The sequence below is a fragment of the Pseudoduganella lurida genome (genome assembly GCF_007830455.1).
Taxonomy (GTDB): Bacteria; Pseudomonadota; Gammaproteobacteria; order Burkholderiales; family Burkholderiaceae_D; genus Rugamonas; species Rugamonas lurida.
In genome coordinates, this window is the sequence record NZ_VLLB01000001.1 from 234,751 (window position 1) to 254,300 (window position 19,550).

Sequence of the window (19,550 nt, forward strand, 5' to 3'; positions counted from 1 at the left end):
AGGTCGGCGGGATTTACGGTCCACTTCGGGCAAATGGCCCACCCACGGCCGAGCTCGTGTCCCACCATGGGGTCAGGCGTGGTGACACGCACTCAGCTGTGGAGGGCCATGTCCCTGTTTTGAAAGACAAATTTTCCGCACTGTAGAGCTCGTGTCACCGCGCCTGACCCCACATGGTGACACGAGCTCGGCCATTAAAAGGGTTCAGCGGCGCATGAGCTGCTCGGCCTGGAAGTGGCGGATGGTTTTGGCGATCCAGGGTTTGTCGGCGCGGTCGGCGAATTCGGCGGCGTCGATGTGGAAGCCGCCGTCGCGCAAGGTGGCGTCGGCGCCTTCTTCCAGCAGCAGCTTGACGGCGTCTTCCTGGCCTTCGCGGGCGGCCAGCATGAGGGGCGTGACGCCGCTGGGCGACTCGGCGTCGATGTAGGCGTGCTGGTCCAGCAGCAGTCGCATCACGTCGAGCGCGCCGGCGGCAGCCGCATAGTGCAGTGCCGTGAAGCCGGGACGGTTGACCTGGGCGCCCTTGGCGATCAGCGCCTGCACGGCCGGCAGGTTCTTGCGGTAGGCGGCCATCATCAGCGCCGTGTCGCCGTTGGCGGCCTTCGCGTCGAGATCCGTCTTCGGCTGGGACAGCAGCAGCTGGAATACCTCCATCGCGTCATAGCGCAGCGCGACGATCATCCCCGTCTCGCCCCGCACCGGATCGCGCACGTTCGGATCGAGACCCCGCGACAGCAGCGGGCGGATGCGGCCGGCATTGTCGACCTGGGCCGCGCGGAAGAAGGAGACGGCATCGGCCTCCGTCGTCTGCGCCACGACCGGTGTCATCCCCGTGACGGACGCGACTGCCATGGCGATGGCGCCGAGCCGGATCGTGAAGCGCGCGCGCAGGCGGCCCTTCAGTTGGCGCCAGCGCCGGGCCAGTCCGCGGGGCGACAGGCGCATCAGGCCCTCGCGGCGGAGAACAGGCGGAAGAAGTTGGCGCTGGTTGCCGCGGCCACTTCCTCGACGGAGATGCCCTTGAGCTGCGCGATGTACTCGGCCACGTGCGCCACGTAGCCCGGCTCGTTGACCCGGCCGCGGTACGGCACGGGCGCGAGATAAGGCGAATCCGTTTCGATCAGCATCTGGTCGAGCGGCACCTCGAGCGCCACGGCCTGCAGGTCCTTCGCGCTCTTGAACGTGACGATGCCGGAGAACGAGATATAGAAGCCCATCGCCATCGACGCGCGCGCCACTTCCAGCGACTCCGTGAAGCAGTGCATCACGCCGGCCACGCCGCCTTTATCCGTACCGGCACCCTCCTCGGCCATGATGCGCAGCGTGTCTTCGCTGGCGGCGCGGGTATGGATGATGAGGGGCTTCCCCGTGGCGCGCGAGGCGCGGATGTGCGTGCGGAAGCGTTCGCGCTGCCATTCCAGGTCGCCTTCGAGGCGGTAGTAGTCCAGCCCCGTCTCGCCGATCGCCACCACTTTCGAGTGTTCGGCCAGTGCGACGAGCTGGTCGACGGTCGGCTCGGGCGTGTCCTCGTAATCGGGATGCACGCCGACCGAGGCGTAGAAGTTGGGATAGGCTTCGGCCAGCGCGAGCACGCGGGGGAAATCCGGCAGGTCGACGGACACGCAAAGCGCATGCGTGACCGCGTTCTCGGCCATCTTGGCGCGGATCTCGGGCATCCGGGCTGCCAGCTCCGGGAAGTCGATATGGCAATGTGAATCGATGAACATGCCCCGATTGTAGCCGAGACGCCCAAAAATGGGGACAGACCCCATTTTCAAGGAAACGTTTCCTGAAAAATGGGGTCTGTCCCTATTTTCCGTCCACGCGCTTGCCGAGGATGATCAGGTCGCGTTCGATGCCGTCCAGGTTGGCCACGCGGGGGAAGTTGGCCCACTCGCGGAAGCCGAAGCTGCGGAACAGGCCCAGGCTCGGTGCGTTGTGGCCGAAGATGAAGCCCAGCACCGTGTGGACGGCGATCTGCGGCGCGTGGCGGATGGCCTCGGCCAGCGCATAGCGGCCCAGTCCCTTGCCGCGCTGGCTCTCGGCGATGTAGATCGACACTTCGGCCGTGCCGGAATACGCGGGGCGGCCGTAGAAGTTCGAGTACGAGACCCAGCCCAGGATTTCCGGCTTGGCCGATGTGTCGTCCGCATGCTCGATCACCCACAGGGGACGGCGCTCCGGCTGGTGTTCATGGAACCAGTTCAGCCGCGATTCGACGGAGACCGGCTCCGTGTCGGCAGTGACTTCGCGCGAGGCGATGGTGCTGTTGTAGATGGCGACGATGGTCGGCAGGTCGTCGAGCGTGGCAAAGCGGTGGCGGAAAGACATGGGTGCTTACAGGGTGTGGGTGGCGCGCGAGGAACGCAGGGCGGCGCCGAGGATTTCCTCGATGCGGGCGCGGGTGCGCTGGCCCGCTTCGTCGTCCGGGAAATGGACGCCGATGCCCTGCGCCTTGTTGTTGTTGGCTCCTGCCGGCGTGATCCAGACGACCTTGCCGGCGATTGGGTACTTGTTCGGGTCGTCCATCAGCGACAGGATCAGGTAGATCTCGTCGCCGATCTGGTAGGCGCGCCCGGTGGGCACGAACACGCCGCCGTTCTTCAGGAACGGCATGTAGGCCGCATACAGCGCAGCCTTCTCCTTGATGGCCAGCGACAGCACGGCCGGTCGCGGCGCGGAAGGCGCAGCGCCCGTTCCAGCATTGGCGCCGATACTATTGGGTCCCGTGCTCATCGCTTCCCCCTCATGCGTCATCCCGCGCAGCTGGCACTGTAGTCCAGCAGCATGTCCTCGAGGAACAGCTTGGGCGACAGCGGATGGTCGGACGTGGCGCGGCGCTCGGCCGTGGCCTTGATCGCGGCCAGCACGCCGGCCACCGCCACCCGGTCCGCCAGCCCCTTCAGTTCGCGCTGGTAGCGGGGATAATACCGGATCCGGCCCGTGAGCTTCATCGAAAACAGGTCGTACAGCCAGCGCTGCTGCCAGGCGACCACGGAGGTCAACGGCACCTTCTGCATCTTGTCCGCCGTGCGCAGCGCCAGTTCCACGGACGGCCGCGCCAGGTACTGCAGCAGCGTGTCCATCTCCTCGCGGTTGCCCGTCTCGGCCTGCGCCAGCGCGGCCAGCGGCGCGCCGCCCTGCTCGCTCAGCCAGCCGTCCGCATCGGCCACGCCCTGCGCCTGCAGCCAGGCCAGTGCTGCGGCATGGGCGGGCATCGGCAGCGCGAACTTGCGGCAGCGGGACAGGATGGTGGGCAGCAGCCGGTCCAGGCTGTTGGAGGCCAGCAGGAACACGGTGCCCGGCGGCGGTTCTTCCAGCGTCTTCAGCAGCGCGTTCGAAGCCGGCGTGTTCAGCGCCTCGGCGGGATACAGCACCACCACCCGCAGGCCCTGGCGGTGCGTGGAGATGTTCATGAAATCGGCCAGCGCGCGCACCTGCTCGATCTTGATTTCCTTCGACGGCTTGGTCTTCTTCTTGTCGTCGCCCTCGCCTTCTTCGCCCGCCTCCTCGTCCAGCGCTTCGGGACGGATGCGGCGAAAATCCGGATGGCTGCCCTGCACGAACCAGCCGCATGACGCGCAGGCGTTGCAGGGATGGCCGTCGGTGCGCACGTTCTCGCACAGCAGCGCCTGGGCGAAGTGCTCGATGAAGTGGGACTTGCCGGTGCCGACCGGCCCGTGGAACAGCACCGCATGGGGCAGGCGCGCGCGCAGCTGCTGCAGCGTGCTCCAGGCATCTTCCTGCCAGGGATAGATCGAGGTGTTCAGGGCATCCATCAGCGCAGTGCTCCGATGATCTGCGCCAGCTCCACGCGGATCGCTTCGATGGAGCGAGTGGAATCGATGATGCGGAAGCGCCCCGGCTCCTGCGCGGCGCGGCGCAGGTACTCGTTGCGCGTGGCGGAGAAGAAGTCCGCTTTTTCCTGTTCGAACTTGTCCAGGTCGCGCGTCGCGTCGAGGCGCGCGCGGGCCACCTCCAGCGGCACGTCGAACAGCAGCGTCAGGTCCGGCGCCAGGTCCGGGTGCACCCATTCGGCCAGCGCTTCGAGCTTGCGCAGGTCCAGGCCGCGGCCGCCGCCCTGGTAGGCGAAGCTGGCATCGGTGAAGCGGTCGGAGATGACCCAGGCGCCCCGTGCCAATGCCGGTTCGATGACCTGGGCGATGTGCTCGCGGCGGCTGGCGAACACCAGCAGCGCTTCCGTCTCCAGGTGCATGGACTCGTGCAGCACCAGTTCGCGCAGCTTCTCGCCCAGCGGCGTGCCGCCCGGCTCGCGGGAACTGACGAGCTCCAGCCCGCGCGCGGCCAGCAGCCCCGCCACGTGCGCGATGTGCGTGGACTTGCCGGCGCCGTCGATGCCCTCGAATGTGATGAATTTGCCGCGCTGCGCCATGTGCTGTGCCACCCCGTGCTGCCCTGTCATTGCTGTGTTGCCTTGCCGTTCAGTCCGCGCTGGTACTGGTTGACGGCCTTGTTGTGGTCGTTCAGGTTGTCCGAAAAATGGCTCGTGCCATTGCCGCGCGCCACGAAGTACAGCGCGCCCGTGTGGGCGGGCGCCAGTGCCGCCGTCAGCGACTGCACGCCCGGCAGCGCGATCGGCGTCGGCGGCAGCCCCACCCGCAGGTAGGTATTGTACGGGGTGTCCGTCTCCAGGTCCTTCTTGCGGATGTTGCCATCGAAACTGCTGCCGATGCCGTAGATGACGGTGGGGTCGGTCTGCAGCATCATGCCGGCCCGCAGCCGGTTGACGAACACCGCCGCGATCATGGCCCGCTCGGACTTCTGCCCGGTTTCCTTTTCCACGATCGAGGCCATCGTCAGCGCCTCATAGGGATCCTTGTAAGGCAGGTCCGCATCGCGCTTGTCCCAGGCCTTCTTCAGGCGGTCCAGCAGCGCGGCATGCGACTGGCGGTAGATGTCCAGTTCGGACGAACCTTTCGCGAACAGGTAGGTGTCGGGGAAGAACAGCCCTTCCGGCTTCTCGTAGGTCGAGCCGATCTTCGCCATCACTTCGCGGTCGGAGAGTTTGGCCGTGTCGTGCTTCAGGCCCTGGTGGGCGGCGATCGCCTGGCGCATCTGGCGGAACGTCCAGCCTTCGATGATGGTCAGCGACTCCTGGGCGAATTCGCCGCGCACCAGCTGGTCGATGAGCCGCAGCGGCGTGGTACCGGGCTTGAGCTCGTACGAGCCGGCCTTCAGGCGGCCGCTCTTGCCGGTGGCCCGCGCCAGCAGGTTGAACAGCAGCGGCTGGATCGGCACGCCCGCCTCGGCGATCTGCTGGCCGGCGGCATGGGCGCCGCTGCCTTTCGTGATCGCGAACGGCACGCTGTCGCCTTCGACGATGATGGGACTCTTCGCCCACCAGTTGAAGCCGGCGCCCGCGATCGCGGCCACCAGCACGCCGAGGCCGAGCGTTTTTGTAATGAATGCCATTGTCTGTCCTGACCGCGCCTGGTCGTCATGCCGGCCGGCGCCCGTTTTGGGGGGTGCCCGGCGCGATCGGCGCGGGATCTTTATAATGAGCCCGTAATAATAATGCCTAAGCGTGCAACTCTGTAGCAATAAGTAGCCAAAGTATCCAACATTATGACCACCTGGAATCAAATTCTCGCTCCCGCCGACACGGCCGTCACCGCCACCGCCCTGGCCGCCGGCTTTGTCGCGCCCCTCGGCAATCTCGGACTGATCGCCTTCACGGGCGAGGAATCGGCCAAGTTCCTGCACTCGCAGCTGACCAACGATGTGGAGCACCTGGGCGGCGCCGACGTGCGCCTGGCCGGCTACTGCTCGCCGAAGGGCCGGCTGCAGGCCAGCTTCCTGATGTGGCGGGACGACCAGTCCGTGTACCTGCAGCTGGCGCGCGACCTGCAGCCGGCCATCCAGAAACGGCTGTCGATGTTCGTACTGCGCGCGAAGACCAAAGCCGCCGATGCGACCGCGGACCGAGTCATGCTGGGGCTTGGTGGCGGCCTGGCAGAAGCGGTGCTGCAGACCTGGTTCGATGCGCTGCCGCCCGCACCGTACACGAAGCTCGATCATCCCCTGGGCACGCTGCTGCGCGTGGCCGACGCGTTCGGCGCGCCGCGCTACCTGTGGCTGCTGTCGCCGGAAACGGCTGACATGGTGGCCGCCGAACTGGCCGACCGGCTGGTGGTGGGCGGCGACGATGCCTGGCGCCTGTCCGACATCCACGCCGGCGTGCCGCTGATCACCACGCCAACGCAGGAGCAGTTCGTGCCGCAGATGATCAACTTCGAGCTGCTGGGCGGCGTGAACTTCAAGAAGGGCTGCTATCCGGGCCAGGAGATCGTCGCGCGCAGCCAGTACCTGGGCAAGCTGAAACGCCGCACGGCGCTGGCCACCATCGACGATGCGGGCATCACGCCCGGCACCGAGGTGTTCGCGCCCGCCGATCCGGGCCAGCCTTGCGGCATGGTCGTCAATGCCGCGCCGAACGGTGCCGGCGGCGTCGATGCGCTGGTGGAGATGAAGCTCGATGCGCTGGAAGCGCGCGACGTGCATGCCCGCGCGGCGGACGGTCCGGCACTGCGTTTCCTGCCACTGCCCTACGCGCTCGACAAGCTCGACGTCTGATGATGACGCCGACCGGGCAGGTGGACCTGTACGTCTATTACCGCGTCCGCGACGAGGATGCGGACGCGCTGCTGCCGCAGGTGCGCGCATTGCAGGCGGAACTGGCGGCAGCGCACCGCGTGGTGCCGCAGCTGAAGCGCCGTCCGGAAAGCGCCGATGGCGTGCAGACGTGGATGGAGATCTACCCCGGCGTGGCCGCGGATTCTGCCGACGCAATGACCCATGCGATGGCCGAAGCCGTCGCGCTGTCCGGCCTGCCCCCCTTGCTGGTGGGCCCGCGCCATATCGAAGTGTTCACGGATATCCCATGTGCCTGATCGTTTTTGCGTGGCGGGTCGTCCCCGGCGTGCCCCTGATTGCCGCCGCCAACCGCGACGAATATTTTGACCGCGCCAGCCTGGCCGCCGCGCCCTGGGAAGAAAACCCGCAGATCGTGGCGGGCCGCGACCTGAAGGCCGGCGGTAGCTGGATGGGCGTCACGCAGCCGGAAGGGCCGGACGAACAGTGGCCTGCCAATATCTCGCCGCTGCGTGCCCAGTGCGCCGGCGACCGCCTGGCACCCATCGAGGAACCGGGCAAGGCGCCTTCGCGCTTTGCCGCCATCACGAATATCCGCGCGCCCCACGATTTCAATCCCCATGCGCCCTCGCGCGGCATGCTGGTGTCGAACTTCCTGGCCTCGACGGCCAGCGCACGCGAATACGTCGACCAGATCCGCGCCGGCGCGAACGCGTATAACGGTTTCAACCTGGTGCTGTGCGACGGCGAGGAGCTCGTTTGGTTCTCGAACCGGGGCGATGCGGACCCGCGCAACGGCCAGCCGTTGGGCCCCGGCGTGTACGGACTGTCCAACGCCCTGCTCGATGCGCCCTGGCCGAAGGTCCTGCGCACCAAGGCCCAGTTCGCAAGCCTGCTGTGCCTGGGCGCGCCGGAAGACGCGTATTTCGAAATGCTGGCCGATACCACCCGCGCGCCGGACCAGCGCCTGCCCGAGACGGGCGTGCCGCTGGAACGGGAACGGCAGCTCTCCGCCGTGAAGATCGAGTCGCCCGACTACGGCACGCGCACCTCCACGGTCGTCAAGCTGTATAACAACGCGCCGGCCGAGCTGCACGAGCTCACGATCCGCTGAGCCGGCGCAGCCTTCCGTTCAGATGTCGGTGAACACCTGGTCGGCCGGCAGGCGCGACTTCGGCAGCTTCGCATTGAAATCCTCGGCACTGCTGTAGCCCAGCGAGACGATGACGGTGGCCGAGAAGCCCTTGTCGCGCAGGCCCAGTTCCGCATCCAGCAGGTCCGCATCGAAGCCTTCCATGGGCGTGGCGCCCACGTCCAGCAGCGCGGCGCCCTGCAGCAGGTTGCCCAGCGCGATATAGGTCTGCTTCTCGTACCAGTACGGCACGTCCTTCTGCGTGAAGCGGTGCAGATTGGTGTACGACAGGCGCCCTGCCTGCTGGCCGGTGCGCGCCGCCTCGTTCACGAAGCGACCATCGCGCGCTTCCTGCTCCAGCACGGCGGCCAGCTGGGCATCGTCCGGCGCCACGCGCGTGGCCAGCACGATCACATGCGAGGCATCGCGGATCTTCGCGGCGTTGTACTGGAATTTGCCATCGGTGGCTTTCGCAATGCGCTCCTTGCCTTCCGGCGTGGCGGCCACGACGAAGTGCCAAGGTTGCGAATTGACCGACGATGGCGCCAGGCGCAGCAGTTCGCGCAGCTGGTCGATGGTCTCGGCCGGAACCTTGCGTTCGCGGTCGTACGATTTGACGGTGTAGCGCTGGCGTGCCTTGGCAACGATATCCATGTGTTCTCCTGGTTCAGTTGTGGGTGAGCGCTGCCATCGTCCGCGATGGACAGCGCGTCATTGCAAGTGTGTCGCTCAGAAGCCTTCGAGCACCAGCTTGCCGCGGGCCTTGCCGCTCTCGATGATGGCGTGGGCGCGGCGCAGGTTGGCGGCATCGATACGGCCGATCCGTTCGCCCACCGTGGTGCGCAGCTCGCCCGCATCCACCAGCGCGGCGACGCGGTCGAGGATCTCGCGCTGACGGTCCATGTCCGGCGTCTCGAACATCGAGCGCGTGAACATCAGTTCCCAGTGCAGCGAGATGCTCTTGCGCTTGAGCGGCATGGCATCCAGCGTGGCCGGGTCGTCGATCAGCGCGAACTGGCCCTGCGGCGCCAGCATGTCGACGATGTCGGCATAGTGCTGGTCGGTGTGCGTCAGGCTGATGACGATGTCGGCGTACTCGAAGCCCAGTGCCTGCAGCTGCGCCTTCATCGGCTTGGCATGGTCGATCACGTGGTGGGCACCGGCAGCGCGCACCCACTGCTGCGTTTCGTTACGCGACGCCGTGCCGATCACGGTCAGGCCCGTCAGCTTCGCGGCCAGCTGCGTGAGGATCGAACCGACGCCTCCCGAGGCGCCGATCACCAGCAGCGTGCGGCCCTGCCCTGCGCCTTCCACGACCTTCAGGCGGTCGAACAGCAGTTCCCAGGCCGTCAGCGACGTCAGCGGCAGCGCGGCCGCGTCGGCGAAGTCCAGCGTCTTCGGCTTGTGGCCCACGATGCGCTCGTCCACCAGATGCAGCTCGCTGTAGGAGCCGGGACGGGTCAGCGAGCCCGCATAGAACACTTCGTCGCCCGGCTGGAAGCCGGTGACTTCCGCACCGACTGCTTCGACGATGCCCGCGGCATCCCAGCCCACCACGCGCGCCTCGGTCACGGCAACGCCCTTGCGGATCTTCGTATCGACCGGGTTGACCGACACAGCGTGCACGCGCACCAGCAGGTCGCGCGGGCCAGGCATCGGATCCGGTAGCTCCATTTCGTGAAGCGAATCGGGCTGGTCGATGGGCAGGCCGTTCTGCGTATAGACAATGCTTTTCATGTTGACGAAACCTCCTTCGGTTAGTTGCATCTAGTGTGCAGCACAAAACACATTGTAAAAACCCCTATAATCGATAAGCACTTTCACTCGCCGAGAGAAAATACCGGGCATGACGATCCACCTGAACGACCTCGCGCTGTTCGTCCGCACGGCGGCCTGCGGCAGCTTCACCAAGGCCGCCCGCGAAGCCAACCTGCTGCCCGGCCAGGTCAGTGCCGCCATCCTGCGGCTGGAACGGGACCTGGCCATTCGCCTGTTCGCCCGCTCCACCCGGAGCCTGCGGTTGACCGATGAAGGCGAGCGCTACCTGCCCTACGCGCGGGACGTGATCGCCCTGCTGCACAGCGGCCGCGAGGAACTGCGCCGCAGCGACGAGACATTGAGCGGCACGCTGCAGATCGCCGCTCCTTCCGACTTCGGCCGCAATATCCTGCTGCCCTGGCTGACCTCGTTCCGGCGCCAGCATCCGGGGCTGGAATTGCGCGTGCAGTTTTCCGACCACGTGACGGACGTGTTCCGCGATCCCGTCGATATCGCGCTGCGCTACGGGTCCGTGGAGGATGCCAGCTTCGTCGCCCTGCCCGTCGCACCGGACAACCGGCGCGTGCTGGTGGCAGCGCCCGCCTACCTGGCCGACCATGGCGCACCCGACACGCTGGACGAGCTGCCGCAGCACGCCTGCCTGCTCTGGCACATCAACGGGCGGCTGTACGACAAATGGGGATTTCCGACGCCCCAGGGACGGCGTACGGTGCAGGTAAAAGGTCCGCTGGCCAGCGATGACGCGGACGTGGTGCGGCGCTGGGCCATCGCCGGCGAAGGCATCGCCTATAAATCGTGGCTCGACGTGCGCGACGATGTGCAGGCCGGCCGGCTGGCGGTGGTGCTGCCGGAGCAGCCGGGCGAGAGCGCGCCGCTGCAGCTCATCTGTCCGCACCGGCGCCAGTTTTCGCCGGCGGTGCAGCAGCTGCATGCACTACTGGCGGAGCGCTGCGCGGCGCTGGGTGTTCCGCCCTAGAAAACGTGGCGCATCTCGACGTGCGCGATGCCTGCTTCGAAGAACTCCGCGCCCACCTGCGTGAAGCCGTGGGCCAGGTAGAACGGCGCGGCATGCGTCTGGGCCGACAGGATGACTTCCGCATGTCCGCGATCGCGCGCCTGCGACATCAGCCCGCGCAGCAGCGCGCCGCCGACACCCGTGCCGCGGACGGCCTTCGACACCGCCATCCGGCCGATATGGCCGTCGGGCAGCAGGCGGCCGGTACCAACGGCCGTGCCGCTCGCATCGTAGGCCACGGCATGCAGGCAGACCGCGTCCTTCTCGTCCATTTCCAGTTCCGGCGGCACGTTCTGCTCCTGCACGAAGACGGCCAGGCGGATCGTTTGCGCATCGGCGCTGAGCGTGGCCCAGTCGCCGTAGCGGATGGCCAGCGGGGCCACGGGAGTGCTTGAATCGTTCATGGGCTTCGAATTCCGTTCGTTCAGATCAGTTTCACGAGTTGCTTGCCGAAGTTGCGGCCCTTGAGCAGGCCGATGAAGGCTTCCGGGGCCGCGGGCAGGCCTTCGGCCACGCTTTCGCGGTACTTCAGCTTGCTGTCCGCCACCAGCGTGCCCAGCTCGGCCAGGCCCTGCGGCCAGCAGTCCAGGTGTTCGGTGACGATGAAGCCCCGCAGCGTGATGCGGTTCTTCAGCAGCGCGCGCACGCTGCGCAGTGGAATATCTTCACCGTTGTAGCCGGCGATCATGCCGCACAGCGCGACGCGGGCGAAGGCATTGGTCTGCGCCAGCGCGGCATCGAACACTTCGCCCGCCACGTTCTCGAAGATGCCATCGATGCCGTCCGGCGCGGCGGCCTTCAGGTCCGCAAACAGATTGCCGGCCTTGTAGTCGACGCAGGCATCGAAGCCCAGTTCGTCGACGACATAGGCACATTTTTCCGGACCGCCCGCGATGCCGACTGCACGCACGCCCTGCAGCTTCGCGAGCTGGCCGACCGCACTGCCCACCGCGCCGCTGGCGGCCGACACGCACAGCGTCTGCCCCGCCTTGAGCTCGAGGATCCTGTTCAACCCGTACCACGCCGTCATGCCCGGCATGCCGACGGCGCCCAGGTACGCGGACAGCGGGATGCGCGACGTGTCCACCTTGCGCAGGCCGGTGCCATCGGAGAGCGTCATCTCGGTCCAGCCGCCATTGCCGACAACGGCATCGCCGACCGCGAAGTCCGGGTGCCGGGACGCGACGACCTCGCCGGCCGTCCCGCCGATCATCGTTTCGTCGAGCGCCTGCGAGGCGGCATAGCTTTTCGATTCGCTCATGCGGCCGCGCATGTAGGGGTCCAGCGACAGGTAGTGATTGCGGACCAGCAGCTGGCCGTCCTGCAGGGCCGGCACCTCGACCGTCTCGAGGCGGAAGTTGTCGGCCGTCGGCTCGCCGCGCGGACGCGATGCAAGGACGAGGCGTTGGTATGGGGTCATTGGCATTCCTTCGAGGTGGAATTGGGGGCGATGGTCAGACTGCCGACACGCCGCCGTCGATGGCCAGGATCTGGCCCGTGATATGGCGGCCGGCCTCGGAGGCGAACAGCACGACGGCCCCTTTCAGGTCCGCGTCGCCACCCAGCCGGTGCAATGGCGCCTGCGCCGCGAGTTGTTCGCCCATCCGGGACAGCAGGCCATGCGTCATCTTCGACGGGAAGAAGCCCGGTGCGATCGCGTTCACGTTGATGCCGTATTCGCCCCATTCGCCGGCCAGCGTGCGCGTGAAGTTGACGATGGCGCCCTTCGAGGTATTGTAGGCCAGCGTCTTCATCGTGCCCGGCGGGTTGCCTGCCAGGCCGGCGATCGACGCCACGTTGATGATGCGGCCGGCGCGGCGCGGGATCATCGAACGCCTGCCCACCGCCTGGCACAGCAGGAACACGGCGCGCACGTTCAGGTCCATCACCTTGTCCCATGCCGCCAGCGGCGTGTCCTCGGCGGGGGCGCCCCAGCTGGCGCCGGCGTTGTTGACGAGGATGTCAAGGTGGCCCAGCCGGTCGAGTGCGGCCGCAGCCAGACGATCCGCGGCATCGGGATCGGCCAGGTCGGCAGCGATGCCATGCGCAGTGATGCCCCGGGCCGCGAGCTGCGCGACGGCTTCGTCGAGATCATCCGCCTTGCGCGCGCTGAGCACGACCGTGGCGCCCTGCTCGCCCAGCGCCGTGGCCAGCTGCAGGCCCAGGCCGCGCGAGCCGCCCGTCACGAGCGCGGTGCGGCCCCGCAGGTCGAACAGCTGGCCGACGGTGCGCATCGCTCCGTCCTCAGACTTCGTAGTCCATGCACTGGCGCGCTTCGCGCACGGCGGCGATGAACGGCTTGAGGGCCAGGTGCTGCGGGTGGTCCAGGTAGGCGTTCAGTGCGTCGCGGTCCGTGAACTCGGAATACAGCACGGCGTCATAGGTCGCTTCCAGGCCTGGCTGGGCGAGCGCCACTTCCAGCGTCAGCATGCCGGGCGAAATGCCGCGGCAGGCATCCAGCAGTTCCTTCAGCTTGCGGCCGTTCGTGGCGCGGTCGGCGCCTTCCGCTTCGTCCTTCAGCTTCCACATCACGATGTGCTTGATCACTGCGTCTCTCCTGGTCGTCGATGGTCGATGAGCGCGGGAGCATAGCATATCGGTCAATGTTTCACCGACGCTCCCCTGGGAACTCGGACCATCGGCCATTGCACTGTAAGTTCGGTGTAAGTTTGGAGCAAGCATGACGTAAGGTTCGGCGCCCACACTGCATCATGCCTAGACAATAACGGGATCAACCCGACGGCACCTTAACCAAGGAGACACAGTATGGCAATCACATCCGGCACCGCGGGCGCACCGTCCGTGGGCAAGACCAAGAGCACGCCGATGACGAAGGAGGAAAAGAAGGTCATCTTCGCTTCCTCGCTCGGCACCGTGTTCGAGTGGTACGATTTTTACCTGTACGGCTCGCTCGCATCGATCATCGCCAAACAGTTCTTCATCGGCGACCCCACCACCACGTTCATCTTCGCGCTGATGGCCTTCGCGGCCGGCTTCATCGTGCGCCCGTTCGGCGCCGTCGTGTTCGGCCGCCTCGGCGACATGATCGGCCGTAAGTACACCTTCCTGATCACGATCCTGATCATGGGCCTGTCCACGTTCATCGTCGGCCTGCTGCCCGGCCACGCCTCCATCGGCATCGCCGCGCCGATCATCCTCGTCACGCTGCGCATCCTGCAGGGCCTGGCCCTCGGCGGCGAATACGGCGGTGCCGCCACCTACGTGGCCGAGCATGCGCCGGAAGGCAAGCGGGGCTTCTTCACGTCGTGGATCCAGACGACGGCCACGATGGGCCTGTTCCTGTCGCTGCTGGTGATCCTGGCGACCCGCCAGGCGATCGGCGAAGACGAATTCCAGGCCTGGGGCTGGCGCATTCCCTTCCTCGTCTCCGTGCTGCTGCTGGGCGTGTCCGTGTGGATCCGCATGGCGATGAGCGAATCGCCCGCGTTCGTGAAGATGAAGGCGGAAGGCAAGACGTCGAAGGCGCCGCTGACGGAAGCGTTCGGCCAGTGGAAGAACATGAAGATCGTCATCCTGGCGCTGATCGGCCTGACGATGGGCCAGGCCGTGGTCTGGTACACCGGCCAGTTCTACGCGCTGTTCTTCATGGAGAAAACGCTGAAGATCGACGGCGCCACGGCCAATATCCTGATCGCCATCGCACTGCTGCTGGCCACGCCGTTCTTCGTGCTGTGGGGCGCGCTGTCGGACAAGATCGGCCGCAAGTGGATCATCCTGGGTGGCTGCCTGCTGGCCGCAGTGACCTACTTCCCGCTGTTCAAGGCGCTGACGCACTTCGGCAACCCGGCCCTGGAAACGGCCCTGAACAATTCGCCGGTGGTGGTGGTGGCCAATACGGATTCCTGCCACTTCCAGTTCAACCCGACGGGCACGAAGAAATTCCCGTCCTCCTGCGATATCGCCACCGGCATCCTGTCCGCCGCCTCGGTGAACTACACCATCCAGGAAGCCCCGGCCGGCACCGTCGCCACCATCAAGGTCGGTCCGAAGGAGCTCACTTCGTTCGATGCCGTGATGACGCCGGATAACCTGAACTTCGATGCGGCCAGCAAGGACCGCGAAGCCGCCTTCAAGAAGGACGTGGCGGCCGCCATCAAGGAGGCGGGCTACCCGGCCAAGGCCGATCCGGCCGGCATCAACAAGCCGATGGTGGTGCTGATCCTGTTCATCCTGGTGCTGTACGTGACGATGGTGTACGGGCCGATCGCGGCGATGCTGGTCGAGATGTTCCCGACGCGGATCCGCTACACATCCATGTCGCTGCCCTATCACATCGGCAATGGCTGGTTCGGCGGCCTGCTGCCCACCACCGTGTTCGCGCTGGTGGCCTTCAAGGGCGACATCTACTACGGCCTGTGGTATCCGATCGTGATCGCCCTGATCACGCTGGTGATCGGCGCGCTGTTCGTGCGCGAGACGAAGGACCGCGACATCTACGCAGCCGACTGAACAGGCAGGTTCATGGCTGGCGGCGTACCGGCGCCGCCCTGAAGGCCACCCGCGAGGGTGGCCTTTTTTTGTCCGCCCGCCCACCCGCGACGATGGCCCTTTTTGTCCGCCCGTCCACCTGCGAGAATGCCATTTTTTGTCCGCCCGCCCACCGCGAGGGTGGCCTTTTTTTGTCGGCCTTGCTATGCTCGACCGATGCACACCTTCCTGATCCGCTCCTTCGAGGCCGGCGAATGGGCCGCATGGCGCACGCTGCGCCTGGCCGCGCTGGCCGATGCCCCGTATGCCTTTTCCGCGTCGCTGGCCGATGCGCAGGCGCGGCCCGACGCCACGTGGGCCGCGCTGCTGGCGAAGACCGTCGCTTCGCCGGTGGACCTGCCGCTGCTGGCCGAATGCGACGGCCAGCCGGCCGGCCTGGCCTGGGCGCAGGACAATGAAGGGATCGTCAATGCCTATCAGGTGTGGGTGGCGCCGGCGTACCGCGGCCGCGGCATCGCGCAGGCCCTGATGGAACGGGGGATCGGCTGGGCGCGCGAACGGCGTGCCAGCGCTGTCGAACTGGGTGTGACGAAGCTCGATACGCCGGCGTTCCGGCTGTACCAGCGGCTGGGATTCGAAGCGTGGGGAGCGGCGGTGCCGATGGCGAACCGGCCGGCATTCGAGGAGCAGCCGATGCGGCTGCGCCTCGATGGAGGGTCGGGCTGACCGATCAGCGCAGCGTGCCGTCGATGATGCGCAGCGAGTAGTCGGTGGCCTTGATGTCCTTCGTCAGCGCGCCGATCGAGATGCGGTGCACGCCCGTTTCGGCGATGCCGCGCACCGTGTCGACATTGACGCCGCCGGAAGCCTCCAGCAGCGCGCGGCCCCGGTTGATCTGCACCGCTTCGCGCATGGCGGCCAGGTCGAAGTTGTCGAGCAGGACCGAGGTGGCGCCGGCCGTCAGCGCCTCTTCCAGCTCGACCAGGTTTTCCACTTCCACCTGGACGGTCACGGCAGCGCCGGTGGCCGTCGTGCCGGCCAGGCGCGCCGCCACCAGCGCCGCCGTGATGCCGCCGGCAGCAGCGATATGGTTTTCCTTGATCAGGATGCCGTCGTACAGCGCCAGCCGCTGGTTCTGGCCGCCGCCCACGCGCACCGCATATTTTTGCGCCAGGCGCAGGCCCGGCAGCGTCTTGCGCGTGTCGAGGATGGCGGCCTGCGTGCCGGCGATCACGTCCACGTAGCGCCGCGTGGCCGTGGCCACGCCGGACAGCAACTGCAGGAAGTTCAGCGCCGAACGCTCGGCCGTCAGGATCGCGCGCGATGGCCCGACCAGCGTGCAGACGGCGCTGTCGGCCGTCATCAGGTCGCCCTCGGCGTAATGCCATTCGATGCCGATCGCGGAACTGACGGCATGCATGATGCCCTCGAACCACGGTGCGCCGCACAGCACGGCATTCTCGCGCACGATCACGCGGGCGGCGCTGCGGCCGCCTTCCGGCACGAGCTTGCCCGTCAGGTCGCCAGTGCCCACGTCTTCCAGCAACGCGGACAGCAGGTTGGCCTCGAAGGCGCGGGTCAGCGCCGCGTCGAACGGTGCAAAACGGTTTTTCAGAGTGCTCAAGATGGTTCCTTACGCCGGGCCGATGCCGGAGAACAGTCGGGCTTCTTTCGCCAGGTCGGCACCCGGTGCTATCTTCGCCTTCTTCGCCGCGGAGAAATCCAGCATGCGGTTGATCGACACCTGCGCCTGCGCGCCGACGGCGGGATCCACGTGGATCTCGTTCGTCAGGTTTTCCAGCACGTCGGCCAGGTTGCGCAGGCCGTTCATCGCCATCCACGGGCAGTGCGCGCAGCTCTTGCAGGTGGCGCTGTTGCCGGCGGTCGGCGCTTCGATGAATGTCTTGGTCGGCGCGGCCAGGCGCATCTTGTGCAGGATGCCGTTGTCGGTGGCGACGATGAACTCCGTCGCATCCATGCTGACGGCGGCGGCGATCAGCTGCGACGTTGAACCGATCACGTCCGCCTGTTCGACCACATTGGCCGGCGACTCGGGGTGCACCAGCACCTTTGCATCGGGGTGCTCGGCCTTCAGCAGGTCCAGCTCCACGCCCTTGAACTCGTCGTGCACGAGGCAGGAGCCCTGCCACAGCAGCATGTCGGCGCCGGTCTGTTTCTGGATGTAGCCGCCCAGGTGCTTGTCGGGTGCCCACAGGATCTTCTTGCCCTGCTCGTGCAGGTGCCTGACGATGTCCAGCCCGATCGACGACGTGACCATCCAGTCCGCACGCGCTTTCACGGCAGCGCTGGTGTTCGCGTAGACGACGACGGTGCGGTCCGGATGCTGGTCGCAGAACGCCGCGAATTCATCGGGATCGCAGCCCAGGTCCAGCGAGCAGGTGGCGTCCAGGTCCGGCATCAGCACGGTCTTTTCCGGCGACAGGATCTTCGACGTCTCGCCCATGAACTTGACGCCGGCCACCACCAGGGTCTGCGCCGGATGGTCGCGGCCGAAGCGCGCCATCTCCAGCGAATCGGAGACGCAGCCGCCGGTTTCCTCGGCCAGGTCCTGCAGGTCCGCATCCACGTAGTAGTGCGCCACCAGCACGGCGTTCCGTTCACGCAGCAGCGTGCGGATGCGCTCCTTCAGCAGGATCTTCTCGCTTGCCGGCACCGGCGCCGGCGTGCGCGCCCATGCATGGGCCACGCAACTGCCGCCCTGCTCGTTGTCCTCGAGCAGCGGCTTTTCGTATTCGACTGTCTTGATAGGTATGGCTACGCTGTTCATCGCTTTGTCCGTTGCACTGTATTCCCGTGACTTTTCGGGCTCTCGAGAAAGCGTCATGCGCGACGTCGGATCTGGCTGAGGAACGGAGGCCAGCGTATGGCGTTGCGCAATAGCTTGATCGAGGTTCCCTCAGTTGATGCCCTGGCTGGTCAGGTACTCTTCGTAGTTGCCGCGGAAATCGACGATCTCGTTTTCCTTGATCTCGAGGATGCGGTTGGCCAGCGACGACACGAATTCCCGGTCATGCGAGACGAAGATCAGCGTGCCGGCATACTTGTCCAGCGCGATGTTCAGCGACTCGATCGATTCCATGTCCATGTGGTTCGTCGGCTCGTCGAGCAGCAGCACGTTGTGACGGCCCAGCATCAGCTTGCCGTACATCATGCGGCCCTTCTCGCCACCGGACAGCACGCGCACGGATTTCTTCACCTCTTCGCCGCCGAACAGCAGGCGGCCCAGGCTGGAGCGCACGGCCTGGTCGTCGTCGCCCTCCTTCGTCCACTGGCCCATCCAGTCCGTCAGGTTCACGTCGGCCGGGAATTCCTCGGTCGGATCCTGCGGCATGTAGCCCACGTTGGCGTTCTCGGCCCACTTGACGCGGCCGGTATCCGGTTGCAGGTGCGCCTGCTCGCCGGCGATGCAGCGCAGCAGCGTGGTTTTGCCGGCACCGTTGGCGCCGATGATCGCGATGCGCTCGCCCGCTTCCACCATGATGGAAAAATTCCTGAACAGGGTGCGGTCGTAGGTCTTCGAGATGCCCTCTACCTCGACGGCCAGGCGGTGCAGCTTCTTCTCGCCATCGAAGCGCACGAACGGATAGGCGCGCGAGGACGGCTTGATGTCTTCCACCTTGATCTTGTCGATCATCTTGGCGCGGGAAGTCGCCTGGCGGGCCTTCGACTTGTTCGCCGAGAAGCGGCGCACGAAGTCCTGCAGCTCGGCGACCTTGTCCTTCGCCTTGGCGTTGTTGGCCAGCTGCTGGTTGCGGGCCTGCGTGGAGGCCAGCATGTAGTCGTCGTAGTTGCCCGGGTAGATCTTCAGGGTGCCGTAGTCCATGTCGGCCACGTGCGTGCACACCTGGTTCAGGAAGTGGCGATCGTGGGAGATGATGATCATCGTCGAGTTACGCTGGTTCAGCACGTCTTCCAGCCACCGGATCGTGTCGATGTCCAGGTTGTTGGTCGGCTCGTCGAGCAGCAGGATGTCGGGGTTCGAGAACAGCGCCTGTGCCAGCAGCACGCGCAGCTTCCAGCCCGGCGCCACGGCGCTCATGGGGCCCTGGTGCAGGTCGATGCCGACACCGGCGCCCAGCAGCAGTTCGCCGGCACGCGCTTCTGCCGTGTAGCCGTCGAACTCGGAGACCTTGCCTTCCAGCTCGGCGGCCTTCATGTAGTCGTCGTCCGTCGCTTCCGGGTTCGCGTAGATCGCGTCGCGCTCGGTGATCGCGGCCCACATCTCGGTGTGGCCCATCATCACGACATCCAGCACGCGCATCTCTTCATACGCGAACTGGTCCTGGCGCAGCTTGCCCAGGCGCTCGTTCACGTCCAGCATCACGTTGCCGGCCGTCGGCTCCAGGTCGCCGCCGAGGATTTTCATGAAGGTGGACTTGCCGCAGCCGTTGGCGCCGATCAGGCCGTAGCGGTTGCCGTCGCCGAACTTGACGGAGATGTTCTCGAACAGCGGCTTGACGCCGAACTGCATGGTGATGTTTGCGGTGGATAGCACTGATGGGCCCTTAAATTCTTAGTAATGCACGAGGTACTTGATGAACC

22 protein-coding genes are annotated in these 19,550 nt (G+C 66.3%); 6 read left to right on the plus strand and 16 right to left on the minus strand.

Features of this window, described 5'->3' with window-relative positions; translation table 11 throughout:
- Window positions 1-204: 204 nt before the first annotated feature.
- The 7 genes from IP91_RS01125 to mltG form a co-directional block, all read right to left on the minus strand.
- Window positions 205-945 (minus strand): ankyrin repeat domain-containing protein, encoded by a 741-nt coding sequence (locus IP91_RS01125; RefSeq protein WP_229473724.1) that lies wholly within the window; start codon window positions 943-945, stop codon window positions 205-207.
- Window positions 945-1,727 (minus strand): TatD family hydrolase, encoded by a 783-nt coding sequence (locus tag IP91_RS01130; protein WP_145646924.1) that lies wholly within the window; start codon window positions 1,725-1,727, stop codon window positions 945-947. The genes IP91_RS01125 and IP91_RS01130 overlap by 1 nt, the downstream gene beginning before the upstream one ends.
- A gap of 82 nt (window positions 1,728-1,809) precedes the next feature.
- The gene (locus IP91_RS01135; RefSeq protein ID WP_145646926.1) at window positions 1,810-2,331 is read right to left on the minus strand and encodes a GNAT family N-acetyltransferase; all 522 of its coding nucleotides are present in this window, start codon (window positions 2,329-2,331) and stop codon (window positions 1,810-1,812) included.
- Window positions 2,332-2,337: 6 nt separating this feature from the next.
- Window positions 2,338-2,736: a PilZ domain-containing protein gene (locus IP91_RS01140; RefSeq protein ID WP_145646928.1), complete on the minus strand. Its 399-nt coding sequence runs from the start codon at window positions 2,734-2,736 to the stop codon at window positions 2,338-2,340.
- Between the two features lie 17 nt (window positions 2,737-2,753).
- Entirely contained in the window at window positions 2,754-3,770 is a 1,017-nt protein-coding gene (locus IP91_RS01145) for a DNA polymerase III subunit delta' (protein ID WP_145647971.1), read from the minus strand.
- 8 nt (window positions 3,771-3,778) lie between these two features.
- Window positions 3,779-4,393, minus strand: coding sequence for a dTMP kinase (tmk, locus tag IP91_RS01150; RefSeq protein WP_145647972.1), 615 nt, complete (start codon window positions 4,391-4,393; stop codon window positions 3,779-3,781).
- Window positions 4,394-4,419: 26 nt separating this feature from the next.
- Window positions 4,420-5,433, minus strand: a complete 1,014-nt coding sequence (gene mltG / locus IP91_RS01155) for an endolytic transglycosylase MltG (RefSeq protein ID WP_145646930.1) — start codon at window positions 5,431-5,433, stop codon at window positions 4,420-4,422.
- A 153-nt stretch (window positions 5,434-5,586) separates the two neighbouring features.
- Here mltG and ygfZ point away from each other — a divergent pair, with 153 nt between their 5' ends.
- The 3 genes from ygfZ to IP91_RS01170 are packed head-to-tail and all read left to right on the plus strand — an operon-like array spanning window position 5,587 to window position 7,726.
- Window positions 5,587-6,594: a CAF17-like 4Fe-4S cluster assembly/insertion protein YgfZ gene (ygfZ, locus tag IP91_RS01160; protein WP_145646932.1), complete on the plus strand. Its 1,008-nt coding sequence runs from the start codon at window positions 5,587-5,589 to the stop codon at window positions 6,592-6,594.
- Entirely contained in the window at window positions 6,594-6,911 is a 318-nt protein-coding gene (locus IP91_RS01165; RefSeq protein WP_229473726.1) for a DUF4936 family protein, read from the plus strand. Before ygfZ ends, IP91_RS01165 begins: the two co-directional genes overlap by 1 nt.
- A complete protein-coding gene (locus IP91_RS01170) occupies window positions 6,902-7,726 on the plus strand; it encodes an NRDE family protein (protein ID WP_145646934.1) in 825 nt (274 codons plus the stop codon). Before IP91_RS01165 ends, IP91_RS01170 begins: the two co-directional genes overlap by 10 nt.
- An 18-nt stretch (window positions 7,727-7,744) precedes the next feature.
- Here the strand turns inward: IP91_RS01170 and nfsB are convergent, their stop codons facing one another.
- Together nfsB and IP91_RS01180 are read right to left on the minus strand one after the other, a co-directional pair.
- Entirely contained in the window at window positions 7,745-8,398 is a 654-nt protein-coding gene (gene nfsB / locus IP91_RS01175; RefSeq protein WP_145646936.1) for an oxygen-insensitive NAD(P)H nitroreductase, read from the minus strand.
- Window positions 8,399-8,473: 75 nt separating this feature from the next.
- Window positions 8,474-9,481, minus strand: a complete 1,008-nt coding sequence (locus IP91_RS01180) for a zinc-binding alcohol dehydrogenase family protein (protein ID WP_145646938.1) — start codon at window positions 9,479-9,481, stop codon at window positions 8,474-8,476.
- Between the two features lie 109 nt (window positions 9,482-9,590).
- On the opposite strand from IP91_RS01180, the gene IP91_RS01185 reads away from it, so the two are divergent.
- Window positions 9,591-10,499, plus strand: a complete 909-nt coding sequence (locus IP91_RS01185; protein ID WP_145646939.1) for a LysR family transcriptional regulator — start codon at window positions 9,591-9,593, stop codon at window positions 10,497-10,499.
- Here the strand turns inward: IP91_RS01185 and IP91_RS01190 are convergent.
- The 4 genes from IP91_RS01190 to IP91_RS01205 are packed head-to-tail and all read right to left on the minus strand — an operon-like array spanning window position 10,496 to window position 13,085.
- Window positions 10,496-10,942, minus strand: a complete 447-nt coding sequence (locus IP91_RS01190; protein ID WP_145646941.1) for a GNAT family N-acetyltransferase — start codon at window positions 10,940-10,942, stop codon at window positions 10,496-10,498. The genes IP91_RS01185 and IP91_RS01190 overlap by 4 nt on opposite strands.
- Window positions 10,943-10,962: 20 nt before the next feature.
- Window positions 10,963-11,958: an NADP-dependent oxidoreductase gene (locus IP91_RS01195; RefSeq protein ID WP_145646943.1), complete on the minus strand. Its 996-nt coding sequence runs from the start codon at window positions 11,956-11,958 to the stop codon at window positions 10,963-10,965.
- 34 nt (window positions 11,959-11,992) lie between these two features.
- Entirely contained in the window at window positions 11,993-12,772 is a 780-nt protein-coding gene (locus IP91_RS01200; RefSeq protein ID WP_145646945.1) for an SDR family oxidoreductase, read from the minus strand.
- 10 nt (window positions 12,773-12,782) lie between these two features.
- Window positions 12,783-13,085, minus strand: coding sequence for a Dabb family protein (locus IP91_RS01205; RefSeq protein ID WP_145646947.1), 303 nt, complete (start codon window positions 13,083-13,085; stop codon window positions 12,783-12,785).
- 219 nt (window positions 13,086-13,304) lie between these two features.
- On the opposite strand from IP91_RS01205, the gene IP91_RS01210 reads away from it, so the two are divergent.
- Both IP91_RS01210 and IP91_RS01215 read left to right on the plus strand, forming a co-directional pair.
- Entirely contained in the window at window positions 13,305-15,008 is a 1,704-nt protein-coding gene (locus IP91_RS01210; protein WP_145646949.1) for an MFS transporter, read from the plus strand.
- A gap of 195 nt (window positions 15,009-15,203) precedes the next feature.
- On the plus strand, window positions 15,204-15,713 hold the full coding sequence (locus tag IP91_RS01215) for a GNAT family N-acetyltransferase (protein ID WP_158643044.1): 510 nt from the start codon (window positions 15,204-15,206) through the stop codon (window positions 15,711-15,713).
- 4 nt (window positions 15,714-15,717) lie between these two features.
- Here the strand turns inward: IP91_RS01215 and nadC are convergent, their stop codons facing one another.
- From nadC to IP91_RS01230, 3 genes are all read right to left on the minus strand, one after another.
- The gene (gene nadC / locus IP91_RS01220) at window positions 15,718-16,611 is read right to left on the minus strand and encodes a carboxylating nicotinate-nucleotide diphosphorylase (protein WP_145646951.1); all 894 of its coding nucleotides are present in this window, start codon (window positions 16,609-16,611) and stop codon (window positions 15,718-15,720) included.
- Between the two features lie 9 nt (window positions 16,612-16,620).
- Window positions 16,621-17,775 carry a quinolinate synthase NadA gene (gene nadA, locus IP91_RS01225; RefSeq protein ID WP_145646952.1) on the minus strand — a complete coding sequence of 385 codons (1,155 nt, stop codon included), beginning with the start codon at window positions 17,773-17,775 and terminating at the stop codon, window positions 16,621-16,623.
- Window positions 17,776-17,904: 129 nt separating this feature from the next.
- Window positions 17,905-19,503 carry an ABC-F family ATPase gene (locus IP91_RS01230; RefSeq protein ID WP_145646953.1) on the minus strand — a complete coding sequence of 533 codons (1,599 nt, stop codon included), beginning with the start codon at window positions 19,501-19,503 and terminating at the stop codon, window positions 17,905-17,907.
- Between the last annotated feature and the right edge of the window lie 47 nt (window positions 19,504-19,550).

Coding starts and splice junctions, on each gene's coding strand:
- IP91_RS01125 (WP_229473724.1), bottom strand. CDS start 945: ATGCGCCTGTCGCCCCGCGGACTGGCCCGGCGCTGGCGCCAACTGAAG.
- IP91_RS01130 (WP_145646924.1), bottom strand. CDS start 1,727: ATGTTCATCGATTCACATTGCCATATCGACTTCCCGGAGCTGGCAGCC.
- IP91_RS01135 (WP_145646926.1), bottom strand. CDS start 2,331: ATGTCTTTCCGCCACCGCTTTGCCACGCTCGACGACCTGCCGACCATC.
- IP91_RS01140 (WP_145646928.1), bottom strand. CDS start 2,736: ATGAGCACGGGACCCAATAGTATCGGCGCCAATGCTGGAACGGGCGCT.
- tmk (WP_145647972.1), bottom strand. CDS start 4,393: ATGGCGCAGCGCGGCAAATTCATCACATTCGAGGGCATCGACGGCGCC.
- mltG (WP_145646930.1), bottom strand. CDS start 5,433: ATGGCATTCATTACAAAAACGCTCGGCCTCGGCGTGCTGGTGGCCGCG.
- ygfZ (WP_145646932.1), top strand. CDS start 5,587: ATGACCACCTGGAATCAAATTCTCGCTCCCGCCGACACGGCCGTCACC.
- IP91_RS01165 (WP_229473726.1), top strand. CDS start 6,594: ATGATGACGCCGACCGGGCAGGTGGACCTGTACGTCTATTACCGCGTC.
- IP91_RS01170 (WP_145646934.1), top strand. CDS start 6,902: ATGTGCCTGATCGTTTTTGCGTGGCGGGTCGTCCCCGGCGTGCCCCTG.
- nfsB (WP_145646936.1), bottom strand. CDS start 8,398: ATGGATATCGTTGCCAAGGCACGCCAGCGCTACACCGTCAAATCGTAC.
- IP91_RS01180 (WP_145646938.1), bottom strand. CDS start 9,481: ATGAAAAGCATTGTCTATACGCAGAACGGCCTGCCCATCGACCAGCCC.
- IP91_RS01185 (WP_145646939.1), top strand. CDS start 9,591: ATGACGATCCACCTGAACGACCTCGCGCTGTTCGTCCGCACGGCGGCC.
- IP91_RS01190 (WP_145646941.1), bottom strand. CDS start 10,942: ATGAACGATTCAAGCACTCCCGTGGCCCCGCTGGCCATCCGCTACGGC.
- IP91_RS01195 (WP_145646943.1), bottom strand. CDS start 11,958: ATGACCCCATACCAACGCCTCGTCCTTGCATCGCGTCCGCGCGGCGAG.
- IP91_RS01200 (WP_145646945.1), bottom strand. CDS start 12,772: ATGCGCACCGTCGGCCAGCTGTTCGACCTGCGGGGCCGCACCGCGCTC.
- IP91_RS01210 (WP_145646949.1), top strand. CDS start 13,305: ATGGCAATCACATCCGGCACCGCGGGCGCACCGTCCGTGGGCAAGACC.
- IP91_RS01215 (WP_158643044.1), top strand. CDS start 15,204: ATGCACACCTTCCTGATCCGCTCCTTCGAGGCCGGCGAATGGGCCGCA.
- nadA (WP_145646952.1), bottom strand. CDS start 17,775: ATGAACAGCGTAGCCATACCTATCAAGACAGTCGAATACGAAAAGCCG.